This window comes from Shinella sp. 1A1, from assembly GCF_055379515.1.
The window spans coordinates 1,599,082-1,619,731 of record NZ_AP039671.1; the positions used below are offsets into that span (position 1 = coordinate 1,599,082).

Genomic DNA, 20,650 nt, shown 5'->3' on the forward strand with positions numbered 1-20,650 from the left:
GGAACAGATAGTGTCTGTTCTGGATTTGTTTCACGATTCTCGATGGGGATGCCATGCTGACGCGCAAACAACAGGAACTCCTGCTGTTCATCCATGAGCGTATGAAGGAATCGGGCATTCCGCCGTCCTTCGACGAGATGAAGGATGCGCTGGACCTTGCTTCCAAGTCCGGCATCCACCGTCTCATCACGGCGCTTGAGGAGCGCGGCTTCATCCGCCGCCTGCCGAACCGGGCGCGCGCGCTCGAGGTCATCAAGCTGCCGGAAGCCTATTCGCCGAGCCTCCAGCCCCGGCGCGGCTTTTCCCCCGCCGTCATCGAGGGCAGCCGCGGCAAGCAGCCCGCGCCGGCCGCCGCCCCGCCACAGCGCACCGCGCCGCAAGCCGATATGGCCTCTTCCGTCTCGGTGCCCGTCATGGGCCGCATCGCCGCCGGCGTGCCGATCTCCGCCATCCAGAACAACACGCATGACGTCACCGTCCCGGCCGAGATGATCGGCAGCGGCGATCACTATGCGCTGGAGGTGAAGGGCGATTCGATGATCGAGGCAGGCATCCTCGACGGCGACACGGTCATCATCCGCAGCACCACCAGCGCCAATCCGGGCGAGATCATCGTGGCGCTGGTCGACGACGAGGAGGCGACGTTGAAGCGCTTCCGCCGCAAGGGCGCCTCCATCGCGCTCGAAGCCGCCAATCCCGCCTACGAGACCCGCATCTTCGGCCCCGACCGCGTCAAGGTCCAGGGCAAGCTGGTCGGCCTTATTCGCCGCTATCACTGAGCGGCGTGTCCGTTTCGAAACGGTCGGTGCGCCAGTCGTAGGTGCGGTGCCGGGACCAGGGGCGGTCGAGCGTTTCGACGGCTCCCGTGAACTCCGCATCGCCGAGCGCCTGGGAGACGGAATCCGTCGCCGGCCTGATTTCGAGGGCACCGGTCCTTCTCAGGTGCCGCGCGGTGACGAGCCTTGCGCCGGAGCGACAGGCATCGAGCCGGAGGGCGAAGGGCACGACGACGAGGTCGGCCCCGTCGCAGGCAAGGCCCAGGAAAGCGGTGTCCTCCAGCGTGACGATCCGCCAGCCGCTCGGTGAGACGGCGGCGCAGAAAGCCTTCCTTTCGCAGACGAAGCCGTTTTTCCGTTCGGCTGTCTCCAGCGCCGCGATCAGGGCGGCTTCCGCCTTCCCGCGGTCGGCCTTCCGGCGCGGGCGCTTTTGTGGTGACGTATCGGCCGGTTCTTCTTTCACCTGTTCGATCGTCAGGCCGGCCGTCGTCCGCATGTCCGGCTTCACGAGCTCGCCGAGCCGGAGTGCCCTTCGCCACTGGTCGTAGATGAAGCCCGGCGGGCGCGTGCGGTTCGCCGCCACCTTGCCGTCACTGAGGAAGGCGACGAGACGGCCGTCCTCCGATACCAGCACCTCCGGGTGCTGGCGTCCCTCCGGCCAGCAGGCGACGCCGATCCCGATGAGGACGAGCGCCGTTCCGGCATGGCGCAGCCGCGTGCGCAGGATGCAGAGCAGGCCGCCGCCGACACCGATCAGCAGGAAGGCGAGCGGCGGGATGCGGCCGATGACGATCTCCCCTTCCCAGCCGGCCACCCATTTCGACAGCGCGATCATCCAGTCGATGCCCTTGCCCATGATGGCGAAGGGAATGGCGTCGAGCCCGAAGGGCATGAGCAGCACCGCCATCATGCCGAACGGCATGACGATGGCGCTGATCACCGGCATGGCGAGCAGGTTTCCGGCCAGCCCGTAGGCGGGAATGCGATGGAAATGACCGATGGAATAGATCAGCGTGGAAAGGCTGCCGATCATCGAGGAGAGAAGCAGCCCGCCGAGGAAACGCCCGACCGAACCGCCGAAGAGCTGGAACGGCCTTCCCCGGCTCTCACGCCGGACCGGTCGCTCGCGCCAGGACGCATAGCCCGCGACGAGGCCGAGCGTTGCCGCATAGGACATCTGGAAACCCGGATTGGTGACGGCCGAGGGCGTCACCGCCAGGATGAGGATCGCCGAGATCGCCACATTGCGCAGGCTGATCGCCGAGCGGCCGAAAAGCACGGCGATGAGCATCACGCAGATCATGATCCACGAGCGAACCGCCGAGATGGCGCCGCCGGAGACGAGGATATAGAGCGTCACCATGACAAGCGCCCCGACGGCGGCGATCTTCTTTGCCGGATAGCGCTCGGCAAAGCCCGGAACGAGCGCCATCGCCATGCGCGCGCCGACGAGGAAGGTGCCAGCCGCGAGCACCATGTTGAGGCCGGAAATGGCGAGCACATGGGCAAGCCCGGCCTGCCGCAGCGCCTCCACCGTATCCGGGCTGATCGCCCGCTGCTCGGCCGTCACCAGCGCCGCGGCGATCGCCCCCGCGTCGCCGCCGATGCGGCCCCGAATGTGCTCGGTCAGGTTGTCCCGCCAGATCGCGATCTCCTGCAGGATCCTGACGTCCCATCCGGCCTCGCCGCCCGCCACGGCGACCGGCGCGCGATAGAAATAGCCGACGGCGCCGTTGCCGGCGAAATAGGCATCGAAGGCGAAATCGTTGAGGCCAACAAGCGCCGGCCCCGACGGAGGGCTGATGCGCCCCCGCCCCTCGATGCCGCTGCCGATCGGGACCGGTGCATGCTTCATCCGCGCCAGCATGGTCACGACGCCGGGCGCGCGCTTCAACGCCGGATCGCGGGTGGCTTCGACCGCGATGCGATAGCGGATCGCGCCGCGCTCGTCGCTCTCGCGCGACAGCACCCGGCCGACGACGTCCGTCGTCACCGGCGCATCCAGCATGACGGTGTCGAGCCGGGCGCTTTCGATGGCCGCGAAGAGCATGCCTGCGGGGATGAGGAAGGCGGCCGCGGCGGCGAGCGCCGCCCAATCCTCCCGATGCCGCAGTCGCCAGGCGGGCCAGATCGTGACGCAGGCCGAAAGGACCATGGCATGCAGCGGCGGATCGGCGGCGGCCACATACCAGAGCGCCGCCCCTATCCCGAGAAAGACGGGAACGAAGAGGAAGAAGTGCCCATAGGCCCGCTCGGTGGCGAAGGCTTCCGTGACGGCCCGCTCGCCGCCCAGTTCCACCAGAAACCGGTGCATCTTCCGGAAGAAGGAAGCAAGCCGCAGACGAAGGCGTGGCCTTTCCGCCACCGGTACCGGCAAGGCGCCGTCGTCGATGGCCATGCGAAAGGCGTAGGCCTCCGGCGTCTCCTTCCGTTCCGCGACTTTCCCCTCGGCCATGGCATCGGCCCCGCTTCCCCTGGCCCATCATGCAATCGAACAGGGAAATCTTCAATCGGCAGTAGGCTTGCCAAATGCTAAGCAAGACAGAAAGGATGCCCCCTCCATAATCTGAAAAGCACCCTCAAAAGTTGCTTGCAACTTCATGGAAAGGGTAGATATTGCGTTGCCGGAAAGCCTGTTTCCGCAATGCACAATTTGCCTTTCGTCGTGCTTGGCAGAGGCGGTGGAATGGGCTAGCAAAACGAGCATGTTCATGGGTCGGCACGGACCTCGTGCCACCATTGGAAACAACGGAGGATCGTTATGACAGGAACAAGCGCGGATGTATCGGTCGGTGGCAAGTCAGTTGAGTTGCCCACCCGATCCGGTACGATCGGCCCCGATGTGATCGACATCGGCACGCTGTACAAGAATACCGGTACCTTCACCTACGACCCCGGCTTCACTTCCACCGCATCCTGCGAATCGAAGATCACCTATATCGACGGTGACGAAGGCGTGCTGCTGCACCGCGGCTACCCGATCGAGCAACTCGCCGAGCACGGCGACTTTCTCGAAGTCTGCTACCTGCTGCTCTACGGCGAACTGCCGACCAAGGCGCAGAAGGACGATTTCGACTATCGCGTCACGCACCACACCATGGTGCACGAGCAGATGTCGAAGTTCTTCACCGGCTTCCGCCGTGATGCCCACCCGATGGCCGTCATGTGCGGCGTCGTCGGCGCGCTCTCGGCCTTCTACCACGACTCGACCGACATCACCGATCCGCACCAGCGCATGGTCGCTTCGCTGCGCATGATCGCCAAGATGCCGACCATCGCCGCCATGGCCTTCAAGTACCATATCGGCCAGCCCTTCGTTTACCCGAAGAACGACCTCGATTATGCGTCGAACTTCCTGCGCATGTGCTTTGCCGTTCCGTGCGAGGAATACACCGCGAACCCGGTTCTCTCGCGCGCGATGGACCGCATCTTCATCCTGCACGCCGACCACGAGCAGAACGCCTCGACCTCGACCGTTCGCCTCGCCGGCTCTTCGGGCGCCAATCCCTTCGCCTGTATCGCGGCCGGCATCGCCTGCCTCTGGGGCCCGGCCCATGGCGGCGCGAACGAAGCGGCGCTCAACATGCTGGCCGAAATCGGCTCCGTGGATCGCATCCCGGAATATATCGCCAAGGCCAAGGACAAGAACGACCCGTTCCGCCTGATGGGCTTCGGCCACCGCGTCTACAAGAACTACGACCCGCGCGCCCGCATCATGCAGAAGACGACGCACGAGGTTCTCGGCGAGCTCGGCATCAAGGACGACCCGATGCTGGAAGTCGCGATGGAACTCGAGCGCATCGCGCTGACGGACGACTACTTCGTCGAGAAGAAGCTCTATCCGAACATCGACTTCTATTCCGGCATCACGCTGAAGGCGCTCGGCTTCCCCACCACCATGTTCACGGTGCTCTTCGCCCTCGCCCGCACGGTCGGCTGGATCGCCCAGTGGAACGAGATGATCGAGGACCCGGAACAGCGCATCGGCCGTCCGCGCCAGCTCTATATCGGCGAACCCAAGCGCGACTACGTGCCGGTCTCCAAGCGCTGATCGCAGCGAAAGCCAGACAAAAAAAGCCCGGTCAGTTTCGACCGGGCTTTTTTGTTGCGAGAAGATCGAGGATCACCGCCGCTCCGGTCTCTCCGGGCGGCCGCTCCGTCTGCATGCGCGCGTGGACGAGGTCGTAGCCCTCCAGCATGGCGCGCCGCTCCGTCGTGTCGGCCGAAAGCCGCTCGAACCAGCGCGTCAGGACGCCGGGGCGCACCTGCTCGTTGAGATATTCCGGCACGACGGCATAGTCGGCGATGAGGTTGGGAATGGCGGCCGTCCAGACCTTCACCCTGCGCAGGAAGATATTGGCGATCCAGTCGAAGCGGTAGGTGGAGACGACCGGCACGCGGGCGAGCGCGAGCTCCAGGATGACCGTTCCCGACGCGGCGATCGCCGCATCGGCGTCGGCGAAGGCCTGCCACTTCTCTTCCGTGGTGATGGTGATCTGCGGCGGGTTCGGCCAGTCCGCCGTCAGGCGCCGGACCAGCGCTTCCTGCCGCGGCACGGTGGGCAGGAGAAAGCGCATGCCGGCGTTCCGCGCCGAAAGCTCCGCCGCCATCTGCCCGAAGACCGGCAGCAGCCGGCTGATCTCCGTGCTGCGCGAGCCGGGCAGCAACAGGCAGGTCTTCCCGCCGGCCTCGCCGGTACTCCGCCCAAGGCGCGCCGCGCGCACCCGCTGGATATCCGCGTCGGCGATCAGCCGGTGGCCGACATAGGTGGTTACCGGGCCGCCGAGCCGCTCCATCGCCGCCGGCTCGAAAGGCAGCAGCGCCAGCACGCGGTCGACATAGGCGCGCATGCGCGGTGCCCGCTCTTCCTTCCAAGCCCAGACGCTGGGGCAGACGTAGTTGACCACCGGAAGATCCGGCAAGGCCTTGCGCACGCGCCGTGCGACACGATGGGTGAAATCCGGGCTGTCGATGATGACGAGCAGATCCGGCCGGGCTGCGACAAGCGCGTCCGCCGTCTGGCGGATGCGGCGCAGCAGCGACGGCAGGCGCTTCAGCACCTGCGAAATGCCCATTATGGAGAGTTCGGAGAAATCGAACAGCGACTTTAGCCCCTGCCGCTCCAGCGCCTCCCCGCCGACGCCGACGAGCTCGATCCTGCCGTCATGGGCCATGCGCAGCGCCGCGATCAGGTCGCCGCCGAGAAGGTCTCCGGAGACTTCCCCGGCGATGATGCCGACCTTGATCGTTTCTGCGGTCATTGCCTTCACTCCGATCTTTCCGGAAGGATTCCCGTCACGAAGAGACCGCCGGCATCCGCCTCCGCGACAAGCGCCTCGCGCTCCAGGATCAGCGAGCGGCCCGCCTCGACGGCGATGCCAGCAAGCCCGGCCTCCTTCGCCCGCCGCAGCGTTTCGAGGCCGATCGACGGCAGGTCGGCCCTCAGATCCTGCCCCGGCTTGCAGAGCTTGACGAGAACGCCCCTGCGGCGCTGCGAAATGCGGCCGGCGGCGCGAAGCTGCGCCACGCGCTCCAGCATGCCGTCCGTGCCCTCGGCGCCTTCCAGGGCCACCACGCGGCCACCGACGGCGACGGCGCCCTGCCCCACGTCGAGCCGGCCAAGCGCCAGAGCGGCCATGGCCGCAGCCGTGATGTCCGCCTCGGCCGCCGCATCCGGTGTAATGCCGCCGAGCGGCCCCTCGCTGCCGAGAAGGTCCGGCACGATTTCATGCGCACCGACGACCCGCACCCCTTCCGACTCGATCAGCCGGATGACCATCTTCAGAACGGCGTCGTCGCCGCCCTTCAGCAGCGTGCGGACGACGGACGGCACGGCGAGCAGCGCCTTGAAGGGCGCATGGATATCGCGCCATTCCGGCCGGCGGCGCACCCAGCCCGACAGCACGGCGCGGCCGATCCCCTGCCGGCGAAAGGCATTGCCGATGCCGGCATAGTTCCCGATGGAAATCACCTCATGGTCGAAGCCCGACCAGTCCTCGCCCGATTCGTTGGTAAGAGCGAGGATATAGGGACTTTCCCCCCGCGCGCGGGCCGCATCCGCGACATAGCGCGGCAGCATGCCGCCGCCGGCGATGATGGCCAGCCGGTCGCGCGCTTCGGGCCGGCTCTCAGCCATGCCGGTCAGCCCTTGCCCCGGTTGGGAGAAGAAAGCGCGCGGTCGCTTTCGGCCGCGATGAAATCGAGGATCTGCATGACGGGAACGCTGTTCGCGTATTCATCGCGGATGGCCGCCGCATTGACGCGGATGGAGCCCTCGCCCTCGAAAATCTGCTTGAAGGCGCGGCGGACCTCGTGGATCGTCGCCTTTTCCATGCCCGCACGCGCCATGCCGACGACATTGAGGCCGCCCAGAATTCCGGGATTGCCGTTCAGCATGCCATAGGGGATGACGTCGTAGGACACGGCCGAAAGGCCACCGATGAAGGCCTGGCGGCCGATGCGGGTGAACTGGTGCACCGCCGAGCCGCCGCCGAGGATGACCCGATCCTCGACCTTCACATGGCCCGCAAGCATGACGTTGTTCGACAGGATGATGTGGTCGCCGAGAATGCAGTCATGCGCGACATGCGAATTGGCGAGAAAGAGATTGTGATTGCCGACGATCGTTTTACCGCCGCCTTCGGTCGTGCCGGCATTCATCGTCACGCCTTCGCGGATCACGCACATCTCGCCCACATCGAGCGTTGTCTCCGCGCCGTCGTGATGCACGCTCTGCGGATCGCCGCCGATGACGGCATTGGGGAAGATGCGCGTGCCGCGACCGATAACGGTGCGTCCCGTCACCACCACATGCGTCAGAAGCTCCACATCATCCTTGAGAACGACCTTGGGCCCGACATGGCAGAAGGGACCGACGACGACGTTCTCACCGATGACCGCTCCGTCCTCGATGACGGAGAGCGGATGGATCTTCGCACTGGCGGCAATCATTTTCAGGCATCTTCCTTTTTCACGATCATCGCGCCGATATCAGCTTCGGCGGCAAGTTGCCCGTCAACTTTTGCGTCGCAGTGAAACTTCCAGATATTGCCGCGCTGCTTCTGCTTGGTGACGTGGAATTCCACGCGGTCCCCCGGCACGACCGGCTTGCGGAAGCGGGCATTGTCGATCGTCATGAAGTAGACGAGGTTCGAGCCGGTACCGGCCTTGCGCGCGCAGATCGCGCCGGCCGTCTGGGCCATGCCCTCGACGAGCAGCACGCCCGGCATGATCGGATGGTCGGGGAAATGGCCCATGAAATGCGGCTCGTTCACCGTGACATTCTTGATGCCGACAGCCGAATCATCCCCATCGATCTCGATGATCTTGTCGACCATCAGAAAAGGATAGCGATGGGGAAGAAGCTTCAGGATCTCGCGCAGGTCGGCCACGCCGAGCGTTGTCTTGGTCTCGTCACTCATCCTTGCCACCCTTCTTCTTTTCACGAGCGCCCTTTTCACGGGCATTGGCACGCATGGCCATCTCCGCCACGTCGCGCAGGAAATCGCGCATGGGACGCGCGGGAATGCCGCCATATTTCTCGCCAGGAGGGATATCGCCCACCACGCCGCTCATCGCGGCGATCTGCACGCCGTCGCCGATGTTGATATGGCCGTTGATGCCGGAAGCACCGCCGATCATGACGCCGTCGCCGATCCGCGTGCTGCCGGCGATGCCGACCTTGCTGACGATGCCGCAATGCCGGCCGATGCGCACATTGTGACCGACCTGGACCTGGTTGTCGATCTTGGTGCCCTCGCCGATCACCGTATCGTCCATCGTGCCGCGGTCGATCGTCGTGTTCGCGCCGATTTCGACATGGTCCTGGATGATGACGCGGCCGATCTGAACGATCTTGATCATGCCCGGCTTGAGGCCCGGCGCGTAGCCGAAGCCGTCCTGACCGATGCGGGCGCCCGGATGGATGATGACATTGTTGCCGACGAGCGCGCACTGGAGTGTCGCGCCGGCGGCAATCGTACAGTTGCGACCGATCCTGACGCCCGGCCCGATGATGACCCCCGGTCCGATCTGCGTGCCCTCGCCGATCTCCGCCCCCTTGCCGATTACCGCCATGGGCTCGACCGTCACATCGGCTTCAAGCCGCGCCGTCGAATCGACATAGGCGCCGGCGGCAACGCCGCTCGCAGACGAGGTCATCGGCTCCGGACGCATGGCGACCGGATGCAGCAGTTCGCCGGCAATGGCGAAGGCGGTATGCGGGCGCGGGGAAACCAGAACGGCAATATGCGCCGGTATCAGCGATACCAGCGCGCGATCACAAAGAATCGCCGTCGCCTCGCTCGTCTCCAGCTCGGCGCGCATCTTGCGGGAAAGAATATAGCAGAGATCGCCGCCCTTCGCCCGGCCGACGGGCGACACGCTGCGGACGACACGGTCGGCATGCGCAGCATCGGCAAGCTCCGCCCCAAGCGCTACCGCCAGGTCTCCCAGACGAATGCCGTCATGGGGCGGAAAGAACCAGTTATGCTCCATCGTGGCACTCCAGAACGTTCATGTTCTCACGGTTCTGGACGCGATACGTCAGAACTGGGTCGCGATGCCGAACTTGAAGCGCTGGACCTCGTCGAAATCTTCCTTCTTGATCGGAACTGCATAGTCGAAACGCAGCGGGCCGAACGGCGAAGCCCAGATGATACTAGCGCCGACGGAAGCGCGAAGGCTCATGTCGGTACCCTTGACCGCATCGGCAGCAACAGTGTTCGTCTTGTTGCCATAGAGCGTACCGGCATCCGCGAAGAACGCACCCCGGAAGCCCGCATCACGCGGAACCATTGGCAGCGGGAAGGACGCCTCGGCGGAAGCGGTGAAGTAAGTCGTGCCGCCGAGTGCGTCGCCTGTGGCAGTCGCCCGCGGGCCGATGCCATTGGATTCGAAGCCGCGCAATTCCGAGGCCGACAGGTTGAACTGGTCGAATACGTTCAGGCTGCCACCGCTGCCCGTGCCCCATACATGGCCACCACTAACCGCAAGCGATCCGACGACATCGGCATCCTCTAGGATCGTGTGGAAATAACGCGCCCTGCCGGAAATCTTGTAGAAATCAGAATCCCCGCCGAGACCGGCAAATTCCTGTGTAACCTGTGCGAAGATACCGTCACGCGGCAATGTACGATCATCGATGGTGTCGAAGGTCAGAGAGTGCGAGACCGAAGAGCGGACCCAAGGACCATTAGTAACCGCATCCTTATAAGGGGTTGCGATCTTCGCCAGATCAGAAGAGCTGTAATCCAGCTTCGCATAATTATACTTGAATGTCGTCGACAGGTCTTCCGTGATGGGCGCCGTCACACGCAGGGTAAAGCCCTGCGTATCAACATTATAGTAGTCTTCGCTCCTGTCTTCGTTCTTGAAGACATCAAAGCCCGCAGCAAGACGGTAGCCGAGGAAATACGGCTCGGTAAAGGACAGGCTGTAGTCACGCGAATCGGCACCGCCGCCGGCCGCAACGCGAATATATTGGCCACGACCGAGGAAGTTCTTTTCTTCGATGGAGGCTTCGAGCTTGAAGCCGCCCTTGCTGCCCGTCTCGTAACCGGCACCAACGCCGAACGAGCCGGTCGACTGGTCCTGAACATCGACGATCAGGACAACGCGGTCGGCTTCGCTGCCGGGCGCCGTGGTGACGTTGACGGAGGAGAAGTAGCCGAGAGCCTCGAGGCGGCGCTTGGCGCGCGTGACGACTTCCTGGTTGAAGGCGTCGCCTTCACCGATATCGAACTCGCGGCGGATGACGTAGTCGCGCGTGCGGGTGTTGCCGCGGATCTCGATGCGCTCGACATAGGCGCGCTCGCCCTGGTCGACAAGATAGTCGACGGCGATCGTGCCGTTGCCGAGGTCGCGGTTACCGCGCGGCGTGACGCGGGCGAACGGGTAGCCCTTCGCGGCGACGCGCTGTGAAATTTCGGACATCGTGTCCTGGACGTCCTTGGCGCGGTAGACCTTGCCCGGACGGGATTCGATGAGACCCTTCAGCTCGTCGGAGTCGAGGCCTTCGACCGTCGATTCGACGTTCACGTCGCCGAAGTTGTAGCGCTGACCTTCCTCGACCGTGAAGGTCACGACGTATTCGTTCGACGCTTCATCGAGAACGGCTTCCGAGGAAACGACACGGAAGTCGGCATAGCCGTTGTTGAAGTAAAACTGGCGCAGCGCCTCTTCGTCGGCGCGCAGCTTCTCCTGGCTGTAGACGTCCTTGCGGGTCAGGAACGACAGGAAGTTCGACTTCTTGGTCAGGATGACGGAACGCAGGCGGCCATTGCTGTAGGCCTGATTGCCGACGAAATTGATTTGCGAGATCTTCGTGCGATCACCTTCGTCGACGACGAAGGCAAGGTTCACGCGGCCATTGCCGAGCGGATAGGTCTGCGTCGTGACGGTGGCATCGCTGCGGCCGATCGCGGCATAGGCATCGCGGATCGCCTGCTTGTCGGCTTCGATCGTCGTCTCGTTGTACGGGCCGAGCGAGCGCGAGCGGATGACGCCCTGCAGCTTGTCGTCCTTGATCTTGCGGTTGCCGTTGATGACGACTTCGTTGATCAGCTGGTTCTCGTTGACGACCACGACGAGCGTGCCGCCGGAAACCGAGATCCGAACATCCGAGAAGTAGCCGGTCGCATAGAGGCGGCGCACCGAGTCGTCGATGTCGGCATTGGAGAAGGCCTTGCCGGGCTTGATCGCAAGGTTTGCCTTGACCGTCTCGGCGCTGACGCGATCGGCACCCTGGACCTGAATGTTCCGGACGACGGCCGCCTGGGCAGCAGTGGCAGAAACCAGCGTAGCAACAGAGCCGCCCGTGACAACCAGACTCGCCGACAGTGCAACGGCAGACACGGCGTTCAAGAAGTTTGAACCAGCTTTCATCTTCACAACTTACCTTCGTTTTATCGCCCGGCAGGCATGCCCGATTCCGGACACGTTTGCCGTTTTAACCGCTTTTGCCATACAAGCAAGGTCACGCGTTAATTTCTGTTTACTTCAATTCAAACCGTGGCCCGAAGGCCACTAAATGCTTTTGAACACGGTAAACAGACCGTTAGCGCGACTGCCTCTACGATGCGGCTCCCCTTGATTCCAGTCCCGTCCGGCGGCGCCGGCTCCTCAGCCGAGCAGCATGGATATGTCGTTCCAGGTCGCAAAGACCATCAGCATGAGCACCAGCGCCATGCCGATGCGGAATGCTATCTCCTGCGCCCCGGGGCCGACAGGCCTGCCTCGGACAGCCTCCACCGCATAGAACATCAGGTGGCCGCCATCAAGTACCGGCACGGGCATCAGGTTCAAAAGTCCAATGGAAACAGAGAGAACCGCGGCCAGCTGCAGCAATGCGGCAACACCGAGCGTCGCCATCTGGCCGGAAGCCTGCGCCACGCGGATCGGCCCGCCGAGCTGATCGGCCTTCATGCGCCCCGTCACGAGGTTCGAGATGTAGTCGAACGTGCCCGTCACGATATGCCAGCTCTGCACGACGCCCTGCCCGACCGCCTCGATCGGCCCGTACTCCACGATCCGGAAATTGCCGGCTTCCTGGTTGGTGACGATGCCGATCAGGCCCAGCTCGACCTTGTTGCCGAACTGGTCGGTGATCTCGGTGCGCTTGGGCACCATCGGCAGGTCGATATCCGCGCCGGCGCGCCGCACGGTGACGGTGATCTTCAGCTCGGGACGCACGCTGACATAGCGGCGGACGTCGTCGAAGGTGGTGACCGGCATTCCGTCCAGCGCGACGAGAAGGTCGCCGGGCTGCACGCCCGCCTCCGCCGCCGCGCTGTCGGGACGGACTTCCGCGACGACCGGGTCGGCGACCTGGCGGCCGTAGATGGCGAACATCACCGCGAAGATGGCGATGGCGAGAACGAAATTGGCGATCGGGCCGGCGGCGACGGTTACCGCCCTTTTCCACAGGGCCGCGCCGAGGAACGTGCGCTTTCGCACCTCCTCCGGCAGGCCGGCGACGGACTTGTAATCGGGAATCGATGCCGGATCGTCGTCGCCGAGGAACTTCACATAGCCGCCGAGCGGAATGGCAGAGAGCTTCCAGCGCGTGCCGTGCCGGTCGGTGAAGCCGAGGAGCTCCGGCCCGAAGCCCACGGAAAAGGCGGTGATGCCGATGCCCGACCAGCGGCCGGCAAGATAGTGCCCCATCTCGTGCACGAAGACGATCAGCGTCAGCACGAGCAGGAACGGAACGATATAGCCCGTCAAGAAACCAAGGGAGCCAGCCAGCATTTCCATTGTTCCAGTCCCAAGTCCCTGGCCGTTACGGGCCGAAAAGAATGACGCCCGCCGGCGTGTTCGCGGCGCTCGAAACGATGGCATCGCCGAGCGCAATGAGGAACGCGGCGAAGCAGGCGAAAACAAGGCCGTCGACCCGGTCCATGACGCCGCCATGTCCCGGAATGAGGCGGCTCGAGTCCTTCACGCCGAAGCGGCGCTTGATGAAGGATTCGAAGAGGTCGCCGATCTGGCTGAAGACCGAAAGCACCAGCGCGATGACCGGCACCCAGAGCCCGTCCAGCGAGAAGAAGGCCATATGCAGCAACGTGCCGGCGATTACGGCCGAAATCGCCCCGCCGATGGCGCCCGACCAGGTCTTGCCCGGTGAGATCGATGGCGCGAGCTTCGGCCCGCCGATGGCCCGGCCGACGAAATAGGCAAGGATATCCGTCGCCCACACGACGGCGAAGATGAAGAGCATCGCCGCAAAACCGTGCGCGGTATCGCCGCGGATCGCGGCGAGAGAGATCACCGTAAGGCCGGAATAGGCGACGCCGCCCGCGAGCCAGTTGCTTCCCTGACTTGCCAGCGCATAGACGATCGCGAGCACGGCCGCCCCAAGAAGCACCGGCAGCGCCAGCTCATCGAAGGCGAAGACGACAAGCGCGGCGACAAGCGCGACGGAGAGCCAGCCGAAGGCGTTGGCGCGGAAATCCCTTTCGGCGAGCCGCGTCATCGTCGACCATTCGTAGTAGACGAGAAGCCCGATGGCGGCCGCCAGCACGCGGAAGGCAAGCCCGCCGAGCCAGGTTGCAGCGAGCACGACGATGGCAAGGACGATGCCGGAAAGGATGCGCAGGCGCAGTTCACTCTGCATCAGGAACCTACTGCAAGGGTGGCGGCAGGCTGGAGCCCGCCGAACCGGCGCTCCCGCATGGCATAGCGGGAAAGCGCGGCGATGAAGGTCTCGCGCGAAAAATCGGGCCAGAATTCGGGAACGAACATGAGCTCGGCATAGGCGGCCTGCCAGAGCAGGAAATTCGACAGCCGCTCCTCCCCGCTGGTGCGGATGACGAGGTCGGGATCGGGAATGCCGACGGTATCGAGGGAGGCGCCGATGCGTTCGGGCGTGATCGCCGCCGCATCGAGCCGGCCGGCCGCGACCTCGCCGGCAAGGCGCTGCACGGCGCGGGCAATCTCGTCGCGCGCACCGTAGTTGAAGGCGATCACCAGCGTGATGCCGGTATTGGCGCGTGTGGTCTCCTCCGCCTCCAGGAGAAGCGGCAGGATATCACCGGAAAGGTTCGTCCGGTCGCCGATGACGCGGATGCGCACATTCTGCTTGTGCAGGGTGGCAAGGTCACGCCGGATGAAGGTCTTCAGCAGGCCCATGAGGTCGGAAACCTCGCTTTGCGGACGGCTCCAGTTCTCCGAGGAGAAGGCGAAGAGCGTGAGATAGGAAATGCCGCATTCCGCCGCCGTCTTCACGGCCTCGCGCACGGCTTCCACGCCCTTGCGATGCCCCATGGCGCGCGGCAGGCCGCGCGCATTCGCCCAGCGTCCGTTGCCATCCATGATGATGGCGACGTGTGCCGGTACGGTGCTGGGCGAAAGCTGGTTCATGGGCAATCCGGTGAAAAGAAACGAATGCAGGTGGCCCGCGGCCTTATACCTGCATGATTTCCTTTTCCTTCTCGGCAAGCAAGCGATCGACGTCCAAAATCACCTCGTCCGTCATTTTCTGCACCTTTTCCGACTGGCTGCGGCTCATATCCTGGCCGATATCGCCATCCTTTTCGGCTTTCTTGAGGTCGTCCATGCCGTCGCGACGGACGTGACGGATCGCGACCTTGGCCTTCTCGGCATAGTCATGCGCGACCTTGACGAGCGACTTGCGGCGCTCTTCGTTGAGTTCGGGCAGCGGAATGCGCAGGTTCTGGCCGTCGATGATCGGATTGAGGCCGAGATTGGATTCGCGGATGCCACGCTCGACGGCGCCGACCATGCCCTTGTCCCAGACGGAGACCGACAGCATGCGGGGCTCGGGAACGGAGATGTTGGCGACCTGGTTCAGCGGCACGCGCGAACCATAGGCTTCGACCTGCACCGGATCGAGCACGTTGGCCGAGGCGCGGCCGGTGCGCAGCGACGCGATGTCGTTCTTGAACGCGCTGATCGCACCGTCCATGCGGCGCTTCAGTTCTTTGAGGTCAATACCTTCACTCATCGGAATACTCCCGTTTTCAGTCGTGGCTGCACGCCATGGGCGTGCTCGCCTCCAGAATCAGTTGTCGGTTACGATGGTACCGCGTCCGCCACCGGTCAATATTTCGGCAAAACCGCCCTTTTCATGGATGGAGAAGACGATGATCGGAATGGAGTTTTCACGCGCCAGCGCAACGGCGGCAACGTCCATGACGGCAAGGCCCTTTTCCAGCACTTCGCTATGCGTCAGGCGGTCGAAGCGCGTGGCGGTCGGGTCCTTCTTCGGATCGGCGGAATAGATGCCGTCGACCTGCGTACCCTTGAAGATGGCTTCGGCGCCCATTTCGGCGGCGCGGAGCGCTGCGGCCGAGTCGGTCGTGAAGAACGGGTTGCCCGTGCCGCCGGCGAAGATCACCACGCGTCCGAGGGAGAGGTGATAGAGCGTCGCGCGCTGCGAGAAGCTCTCGCAGATTTCCGGCATGGCAATGGCCGAGAGGACGACGGTGTCGATATCGAGCTTGCGCAGCGATGTCGCCAGCGCCAGCGCGTTGATGACGGTCGCCAGCATGCCCATGTGGTCACCGGTGACGCGGTCGCCGCCCTTGGAAGCAACGGCAACGCCGCGGAAGATATTGCCCCCGCCGACGACGACGCCGACCTCGACGCCGAGCGCGCGGGCCTCGGCGATGTCGGAGGCGATGCGGTCGGCGACGGCGACGTCGATGCCGAAGCCCTGCGATCCCATCAGCGCCTCGCCGGAGGCTTTCAGCAGAACACGTTTGTAGATTGGCTTGGCAGTCATTGTCGCTCCTGAACTCGTGCGCCTGCTCGCCCGATCCGGCCGCCGGGCGGAAACCGAGGGAGGGTCCGCGCAGGGCAGCCTTGGCCGCAGAGAAATTTCGGGGCAGGCATTTCGGCAAGCCGGATACACGAAGGGCGCCGCGTTGTCACGCGGCGCCCTCACCTTTTCCCAAACGGGATTAAGGAAATCAGCCCTTGGCGGCAGCTGCGACTTCGGCGGCGAAGTCCGACTCTTCCTTCTCGACGCCTTCGCCGAGCAGGAGGCGGGCCATGCCCGTGACTTCGATCGGCGCGCCGACGGTCTTTTCAGCTTCCTTGACGGCAGCGCCGACCGTGAGGTCGGGGTTCATGACGAAGGCCTGCGACAGCAGGGCGACTTCCTCGAAGAACTTGCGCATGCGGCCTTCGACCATCTTCTCGATGATGTTGTCCGGCTTGCCGGAAGCGCGGGACTGCTCGATGAAGACGTTGCGTTCGCGTTCGGCAACGGCGGCATCGACTTCCTCGGCGCGGATGGCGAGCGGAGCCGTTGCAGCAATGTGCATGGCGACCTGGCGGCCGATGGCGTTCAGGGCTTCCTTGTCGCCGGTCGACTTCAGCGCGACGAGAACGCCGAGCTTGCCGAGGCCGTCAGCGGCGGCATTGTGGATGTAGGTCGCGACGACGCCGTCTTCGACCGACAGGGCAGCCGAGCGGCGCAGGTTCATGTTCTCGCCGATGGTGGCGACGGCGTCCTTGATGGTGTCGGTAACCGACTTGCCGGTTGCCGGGTAGATGGCAGCGCCAACGGCTTCGACGGTGCCGTCGGTGCCGAGCGCAACGTCGGCAACGCCGCGAACCATGCCCTGGAAGGCATCGTTGCGGGCGACGAAGTCGGTCTCGGAGTTGACTTCGACGACGACGGCCTTGGTGCCGGCGCTTGCAACGCCGATGAGGCCTTCGGCAGCCGTGCGGCCCGACTTCTTGTCGGCCTTGGCGATGCCCTTGGCGCGCAGCCAGTCGATTGCCGCTTCGATGTCGCCGTTGTTCTCAGCCAGCGCCTTCTTGCAGTCCATCATGCCTGCGCCGGACTTTTCGCGCAGTTCCTTCACCAGTGCAGCGGTGATTTCAGCCATTGTGAGCCTCTTGTCGGTTCTTGTTGCGTGTCGCCGGAAAACCTCGGCGAACTCAAGGTTTTGGGAACGAATGTACCCGGAAATATGACAGGGTGATGAAGATCACCGCCGGCCTGCCGCGTGACCGCGACCCGATGGATCGGCGCGGACAGGCCCTTCAAACAGGCCGAGGCCAGGGATCGTCTCTCTGGCCTCGGTCGAACAGGAAAGCGGGAGCGAAAGGCTTCGCTCCGCCCTTGGCCTTAAGCTTCGGCTTCGAGAGCCGGCTCGACCGGAGCTTCGGCGGAGGCGCCGAGGTCACGGCCCGAAGCGCCCTGCTGGCGAGCGATGCCGTCGATGGCAGCGCGGGCGATCAGGTCGCAGTAGAGGGCGATGGCGCGCGAGGCGTCGTCGTTGCCGGGGATCGGGAAGTCGATCGGGTCCGGGTCGCAGTTCGAGTCGATGATGGCGACGACCGGGATGCCGAGACGCTTGGCTTCCTGGATCGCGATCGATTCCTTGTTGGTGTCGATGATGAACATCAGGTCCGGGGTGCCGCCCATGTCGCGGATACCGCCGAGAGCCTTTTCAAGCTTCTCGCGCTCGCGCTCGAGGGTCAGGCGTTCCTTCTTGGAATAGCCGGAGCCTTCCGAGGACAGGATCTCGTCGAGCTTGCGCAGGCGCTGGATCGAGTTGGAGATCGTCTTCCAGTTCGTCAGCATGCCGCCGAGCCAGCGGGAGTTGACGTAGTACTGGGCCGAACGCTTGGCAGCATCGGCGATGATCTCGGATGCCTGGCGCTTCGTGCCGACGAAGAGAACGCGGCCGCCGCCGGCTACCGTGTCGGACACGACCTGAAGGGCGCGCGACAGCAGCGGAACGGTCTGTGCCAGGTCGATGATGTGAACGTTGTTGCGGTCGCCGAAGATGTACGGCTTCATCTTCGGGTTCCAGCGGTGGGTCTGGTGGCCGAAGTGAACGCCGGCTTCCAGAAGCTGGCGCATAGAGAAATCGGGCAATGCCATGCCTAGTTATCCTTTTCCGGTTGAACCTCCGCAAGGCGAACAGCACTTCCTTCGGAAATGCCACCGGGCGGAAAGGCCCGGATTTCTCCCGGACGATCCCATGCCTCACGTGTGGAATGAGCGGCCCTTTAACCGCAGTTTCCCGGCAAATCAAGGGCCGCGAGGTAAAAAAGACACTTCCTGCGCGGTTTCGCCCCTCATCCGCCTGCCGGCACCTTCTCCCCGCAAGCGGGGAGAAGGAGATATGTCTCACCCGTTTCGCCGAACGATTCCCATTGGTGGGACAAGTCCCCTCTCCCCGTTTGCGGGGAGAGGGTGAGGGTGAGGGGCAACCTAGCGTCGCCGGCCTTACTTGCACTCCTGCTGCTTGAACAGCTCCAGCTTTGCGAGCTTGCCGGTCAGCGAGAACTCGCCGTAATCCATGGTGAGGTCGCGCGTGATGCCGTTCTCGTAGAGCTTGAAGGACATGCGGTAGACAGGCAGCGCATCGCCCTCGCTGGTGTCGTTGTAATAGGCGATGGAGACCGGCCAGAAAGCCTGCTTGGCGAAGACGCCCGCCTTGTCGGCATCCGGGTCACCGGCCTTCGGCATTTCCTTCTTGCCCACGACGGAGGTGGTCATCAGCGTCTTGTCGCCCGAATCCGAACCGTCGTAGATGCGCGATTCGAAGAAGTGCTCGCCTTTCCTCGCATGCGCGATCACCTCCACCATGTGCTCGGTCGGAAAGCGGCTGGCGGCGAGCTCCAGCTTCCTGGCGTCCGGCGCGGTCAGGTCGACGCTGACGCCCTTCTTGTCCTCGCGCGCCGTGCCGCGCACTTCCTTGTCCAGCTTCTCGTCGGTGAAGGAGCGAGTGAGGAAGCGGAAGCTGCCGTTCTTCAGGTCCTCATAGGTGGTCGTCTGCTGGTCGGTGAGCCGCGTCTCGTCGCCGGTATTGACCTGCGTGACGAAGCGGAAGCTCACCGTATAGCCGTCGCAGGGGCTGCCGTTGAACTCGTAGACCATGCGGCCATACATGCCGGCGATGCCCGAGCGCTCGGTCGCATCCTTGAGCTGGAGGTCGTAGACGGCGCGGTGCGGCGCAAGCCCGCTCGCCGGATTGGCAAGCGCGTCGGTAATGCCGCTGCCGGCGAAGCATGCCCCGGCTGTGAGCGCCGCGACAAAGGCTGAACGAAACATCCGTTTCCTCCTGTTGAAACCGACGGCGATGTTATAAGAACTCTTCCGGCAAAAGCGAGGCAATATCCACGCCTTGCCATATTCATTTCCCACAGTGCGGCATACCCCGCCGCAACGCCCCTCAAGAGCCCGGAACGGAGACCGCAATGTCCGCTGAAATCGAAAACCGCGTCAAGGAACTGGGCTACGACATCCCCGTTGCGGCGGCGCCCGCGGCCAACTACGTGCCCTTCGTCATCAGCGGCAATATGCTCCACATTTCCGGCCAGTTGCCGATGCTGGGCGGCAAGCTCGCCCATACCGGCCATCTCGGCAGGAATGTCGACGTCCCGGCCGGCCAGAAGGCCGCGGAACTGTGCGCCCTCGGCCTCCTCGCCCAGGCCAAGGCCGCGCTCGGCGATCTCTCGCGCATCAGGCGCATCGTCAAGATCAACGGCTTCGTCGCCTCCGCGCCCGACTTCATCGAGCAGCACCTCGTCATCAACGGCGCGTCCAACTTCCTCGTCGGCGCGCTCGGCGATGCCGGCAAGCATGCCCGCGCCGCCGTCGGCATGGCCTCCCTCCCCCTCAACGCCGCCGTCGAGATCGACGCGATCATGGAAATCGCCTGATGTCCAAGTTCAACTGGCTGACCGAACGGCCCATCGCCCATCGCGGCTACCACGACCTCAACCGGAACGTCTGGGAAAACACGCTCTCGGCCTTCGCCCGCGCCGCCGATGCCGGCTTTTCCATCGAATGCGACCTGCAATATTCGGCCGATGCCATTCCGGTCGTCTTCCATGACGACAACCTCAAGCGCCTCTGCGGCATCGACGGCGACGTGCGCCAGCGCACCGCCGCCGAGCTCGGCCTGCTGACCATCGGCGGCACCGCGGACCGCATCCCGACGCTCCGCCAGCTCCTCGACCTCGTCAAGGGCCGCGTGCCCATCGTGCTGGAGCTGAAGGGCCGCAAGGGCGACGACGACGGCTTCGCCATGGCCGTGCTCGATGCCATCGAGGACTACGAAGGCCCCATCGCCCTGATGAGCTTCGACCAATGGCTGCTGCAGGACCTCAAGGCGATCGGTACCAACCGGCCCGTCGGCCTGACGGCGGAAGGCCAGCGCCCGGAGAATTTCGCCGTGCACGAGGAGGCAATGCAGCTCGGACTCGACTTCATCTCCTATTACTACGGCCACCTGCCGAACGCCTTCATCAGCCGCCAGCGCGACCTCGGCGTGAAGATCATCACCTGGACCGTGCACGACGACGAGGCGCGCACGATCACGGCCAACAACGCGGACCAGATGACCTTCGAGGGCTTCGATCCGCGCGAGCCGCTGACCGCCTGA

General features: G+C 64.3%; 19 protein-coding genes. 4 read left to right on the forward strand and 15 right to left on the reverse strand.

The window, feature by feature from the left end; genetic code table 11:
• Nucleotides 1-53: 53 nt before the first annotated feature.
• On the forward strand, nt 54-779 hold the full coding sequence (gene lexA / locus ACZ48C_RS08085; RefSeq protein WP_424547320.1) for a transcriptional repressor LexA: 726 nt from the start codon (nt 54-56) through the stop codon (nt 777-779).
• On the opposite strand, the gene ACZ48C_RS08090 is transcribed toward lexA, so the two are convergent.
• On the reverse strand, nt 760-3,231 hold the full coding sequence (locus tag ACZ48C_RS08090; RefSeq protein WP_464782689.1) for a ComEC/Rec2 family competence protein: 2,472 nt from the start codon (nt 3,229-3,231) through the stop codon (nt 760-762). The genes lexA and ACZ48C_RS08090 overlap by 20 nt on opposite strands.
• Before the next feature lie 306 nt (nt 3,232-3,537).
• Here ACZ48C_RS08090 and gltA point away from each other — a divergent pair, with 306 nt between their 5' ends.
• The gene (gene gltA, locus ACZ48C_RS08095; RefSeq protein ID WP_119256371.1) at nt 3,538-4,827 is read left to right on the forward strand and encodes a citrate synthase; all 1,290 of its coding nucleotides are present in this window, start codon (nt 3,538-3,540) and stop codon (nt 4,825-4,827) included.
• Nucleotides 4,828-4,858: 31 nt separating this feature from the next.
• On the opposite strand, the gene lpxB is transcribed toward gltA, so the two are convergent.
• The 14 genes from lpxB to ACZ48C_RS08165 all read right to left on the reverse strand — a co-directional run bounded on the left by lpxB (nt 4,859) and on the right by ACZ48C_RS08165 (nt 19,314).
• Entirely contained in the window at nt 4,859-6,037 is a 1,179-nt protein-coding gene (gene lpxB, locus ACZ48C_RS08100; RefSeq protein ID WP_464782690.1) for a lipid-A-disaccharide synthase, read from the reverse strand.
• A 5-nt stretch (nt 6,038-6,042) separates the two neighbouring features.
• Nucleotides 6,043-6,912: an LpxI family protein gene (locus ACZ48C_RS08105; protein WP_464782691.1), complete on the reverse strand. Its 870-nt coding sequence runs from the start codon at nt 6,910-6,912 to the stop codon at nt 6,043-6,045.
• Nucleotides 6,913-6,917: 5 nt separating this feature from the next.
• Nucleotides 6,918-7,733, reverse strand: a complete 816-nt coding sequence (gene lpxA, locus ACZ48C_RS08110) for an acyl-ACP--UDP-N-acetylglucosamine O-acyltransferase (RefSeq protein WP_318912394.1) — start codon at nt 7,731-7,733, stop codon at nt 6,918-6,920.
• The gene (gene fabZ / locus ACZ48C_RS08115; RefSeq protein WP_119259219.1) at nt 7,730-8,197 is read right to left on the reverse strand and encodes a 3-hydroxyacyl-ACP dehydratase FabZ; all 468 of its coding nucleotides are present in this window, start codon (nt 8,195-8,197) and stop codon (nt 7,730-7,732) included. The genes lpxA and fabZ overlap by 4 nt, the downstream gene beginning before the upstream one ends.
• Nucleotides 8,190-9,272: a UDP-3-O-(3-hydroxymyristoyl)glucosamine N-acyltransferase gene (lpxD, locus tag ACZ48C_RS08120; protein WP_464782692.1), complete on the reverse strand. Its 1,083-nt coding sequence runs from the start codon at nt 9,270-9,272 to the stop codon at nt 8,190-8,192. The genes fabZ and lpxD overlap by 8 nt, the downstream gene beginning before the upstream one ends.
• A gap of 48 nt (nt 9,273-9,320) precedes the next feature.
• Entirely contained in the window at nt 9,321-11,660 is a 2,340-nt protein-coding gene (bamA, locus tag ACZ48C_RS08125) for an outer membrane protein assembly factor BamA (protein ID WP_464782693.1), read from the reverse strand.
• A gap of 237 nt (nt 11,661-11,897) precedes the next feature.
• The gene (rseP, locus tag ACZ48C_RS08130; protein ID WP_119259221.1) at nt 11,898-13,031 is read right to left on the reverse strand and encodes an RIP metalloprotease RseP; all 1,134 of its coding nucleotides are present in this window, start codon (nt 13,029-13,031) and stop codon (nt 11,898-11,900) included.
• A 25-nt stretch (nt 13,032-13,056) separates the two neighbouring features.
• Nucleotides 13,057-13,890: a phosphatidate cytidylyltransferase gene (locus ACZ48C_RS08135; RefSeq protein ID WP_119259222.1), complete on the reverse strand. Its 834-nt coding sequence runs from the start codon at nt 13,888-13,890 to the stop codon at nt 13,057-13,059.
• Nucleotides 13,890-14,636 carry an isoprenyl transferase gene (locus ACZ48C_RS08140; protein WP_464782694.1) on the reverse strand — a complete coding sequence of 249 codons (747 nt, stop codon included), beginning with the start codon at nt 14,634-14,636 and terminating at the stop codon, nt 13,890-13,892. The genes ACZ48C_RS08135 and ACZ48C_RS08140 overlap by 1 nt, the downstream gene beginning before the upstream one ends.
• A 43-nt stretch (nt 14,637-14,679) precedes the next feature.
• Entirely contained in the window at nt 14,680-15,240 is a 561-nt protein-coding gene (gene frr / locus ACZ48C_RS08145) for a ribosome recycling factor (protein WP_119259224.1), read from the reverse strand.
• Between the two features lie 57 nt (nt 15,241-15,297).
• A complete protein-coding gene (gene pyrH, locus ACZ48C_RS08150; RefSeq protein WP_203318923.1) occupies nt 15,298-16,020 on the reverse strand; it encodes a UMP kinase in 723 nt (240 codons plus the stop codon).
• A 187-nt stretch (nt 16,021-16,207) separates the two neighbouring features.
• Nucleotides 16,208-17,134: a translation elongation factor Ts gene (gene tsf / locus ACZ48C_RS08155; protein ID WP_119259226.1), complete on the reverse strand. Its 927-nt coding sequence runs from the start codon at nt 17,132-17,134 to the stop codon at nt 16,208-16,210.
• 242 nt (nt 17,135-17,376) lie between these two features.
• A complete protein-coding gene (rpsB, locus tag ACZ48C_RS08160) occupies nt 17,377-18,138 on the reverse strand; it encodes a 30S ribosomal protein S2 (protein ID WP_119259227.1) in 762 nt (253 codons plus the stop codon).
• A gap of 348 nt (nt 18,139-18,486) precedes the next feature.
• Complete coding sequence (locus ACZ48C_RS08165) at nt 18,487-19,314, reverse strand: cell envelope integrity EipB family protein (RefSeq protein WP_424547312.1); 828 nt, start codon at nt 19,312-19,314, stop codon at nt 18,487-18,489.
• 146 nt (nt 19,315-19,460) lie between these two features.
• On the opposite strand from ACZ48C_RS08165, the gene ACZ48C_RS08170 reads away from it, so the two are divergent.
• Both ACZ48C_RS08170 and ACZ48C_RS08175 read left to right on the forward strand, forming a co-directional pair.
• Entirely contained in the window at nt 19,461-19,925 is a 465-nt protein-coding gene (locus ACZ48C_RS08170) for a RidA family protein (RefSeq protein WP_464782695.1), read from the forward strand.
• The gene (locus ACZ48C_RS08175; RefSeq protein WP_318911884.1) at nt 19,925-20,650 is read left to right on the forward strand and encodes a glycerophosphodiester phosphodiesterase; all 726 of its coding nucleotides are present in this window, start codon (nt 19,925-19,927) and stop codon (nt 20,648-20,650) included. Before ACZ48C_RS08170 ends, ACZ48C_RS08175 begins: the two co-directional genes overlap by 1 nt.

Coding starts and splice junctions, on each gene's coding strand:
- lexA (WP_424547320.1), top strand. CDS start 54: ATGCTGACGCGCAAACAACAGGAACTCCTGCTGTTCATCCATGAGCGT.
- ACZ48C_RS08090 (WP_464782689.1), bottom strand. CDS start 3,231: ATGGCCGAGGGGAAAGTCGCGGAACGGAAGGAGACGCCGGAGGCCTAC.
- gltA (WP_119256371.1), top strand. CDS start 3,538: ATGACAGGAACAAGCGCGGATGTATCGGTCGGTGGCAAGTCAGTTGAG.
- lpxB (WP_464782690.1), bottom strand. CDS start 6,037: ATGACCGCAGAAACGATCAAGGTCGGCATCATCGCCGGGGAAGTCTCC.
- ACZ48C_RS08105 (WP_464782691.1), bottom strand. CDS start 6,912: ATGGCTGAGAGCCGGCCCGAAGCGCGCGACCGGCTGGCCATCATCGCC.
- fabZ (WP_119259219.1), bottom strand. CDS start 8,197: ATGAGTGACGAGACCAAGACAACGCTCGGCGTGGCCGACCTGCGCGAG.
- lpxD (WP_464782692.1), bottom strand. CDS start 9,272: ATGGAGCATAACTGGTTCTTTCCGCCCCATGACGGCATTCGTCTGGGA.
- bamA (WP_464782693.1), bottom strand. CDS start 11,660: ATGAAAGCTGGTTCAAACTTCTTGAACGCCGTGTCTGCCGTTGCACTG.
- rseP (WP_119259221.1), bottom strand. CDS start 13,031: ATGGAAATGCTGGCTGGCTCCCTTGGTTTCTTGACGGGCTATATCGTT.
- ACZ48C_RS08135 (WP_119259222.1), bottom strand. CDS start 13,890: ATGCAGAGTGAACTGCGCCTGCGCATCCTTTCCGGCATCGTCCTTGCC.
- ACZ48C_RS08140 (WP_464782694.1), bottom strand. CDS start 14,636: ATGAACCAGCTTTCGCCCAGCACCGTACCGGCACACGTCGCCATCATC.
- frr (WP_119259224.1), bottom strand. CDS start 15,240: ATGAGTGAAGGTATTGACCTCAAAGAACTGAAGCGCCGCATGGACGGT.
- pyrH (WP_203318923.1), bottom strand. CDS start 16,020: ATGACTGCCAAGCCAATCTACAAACGTGTTCTGCTGAAAGCCTCCGGC.
- tsf (WP_119259226.1), bottom strand. CDS start 17,134: ATGGCTGAAATCACCGCTGCACTGGTGAAGGAACTGCGCGAAAAGTCC.
- rpsB (WP_119259227.1), bottom strand. CDS start 18,138: ATGGCATTGCCCGATTTCTCTATGCGCCAGCTTCTGGAAGCCGGCGTT.
- ACZ48C_RS08165 (WP_424547312.1), bottom strand. CDS start 19,314: ATGTTTCGTTCAGCCTTTGTCGCGGCGCTCACAGCCGGGGCATGCTTC.
- ACZ48C_RS08170 (WP_464782695.1), top strand. CDS start 19,461: ATGTCCGCTGAAATCGAAAACCGCGTCAAGGAACTGGGCTACGACATC.
- ACZ48C_RS08175 (WP_318911884.1), top strand. CDS start 19,925: ATGTCCAAGTTCAACTGGCTGACCGAACGGCCCATCGCCCATCGCGGC.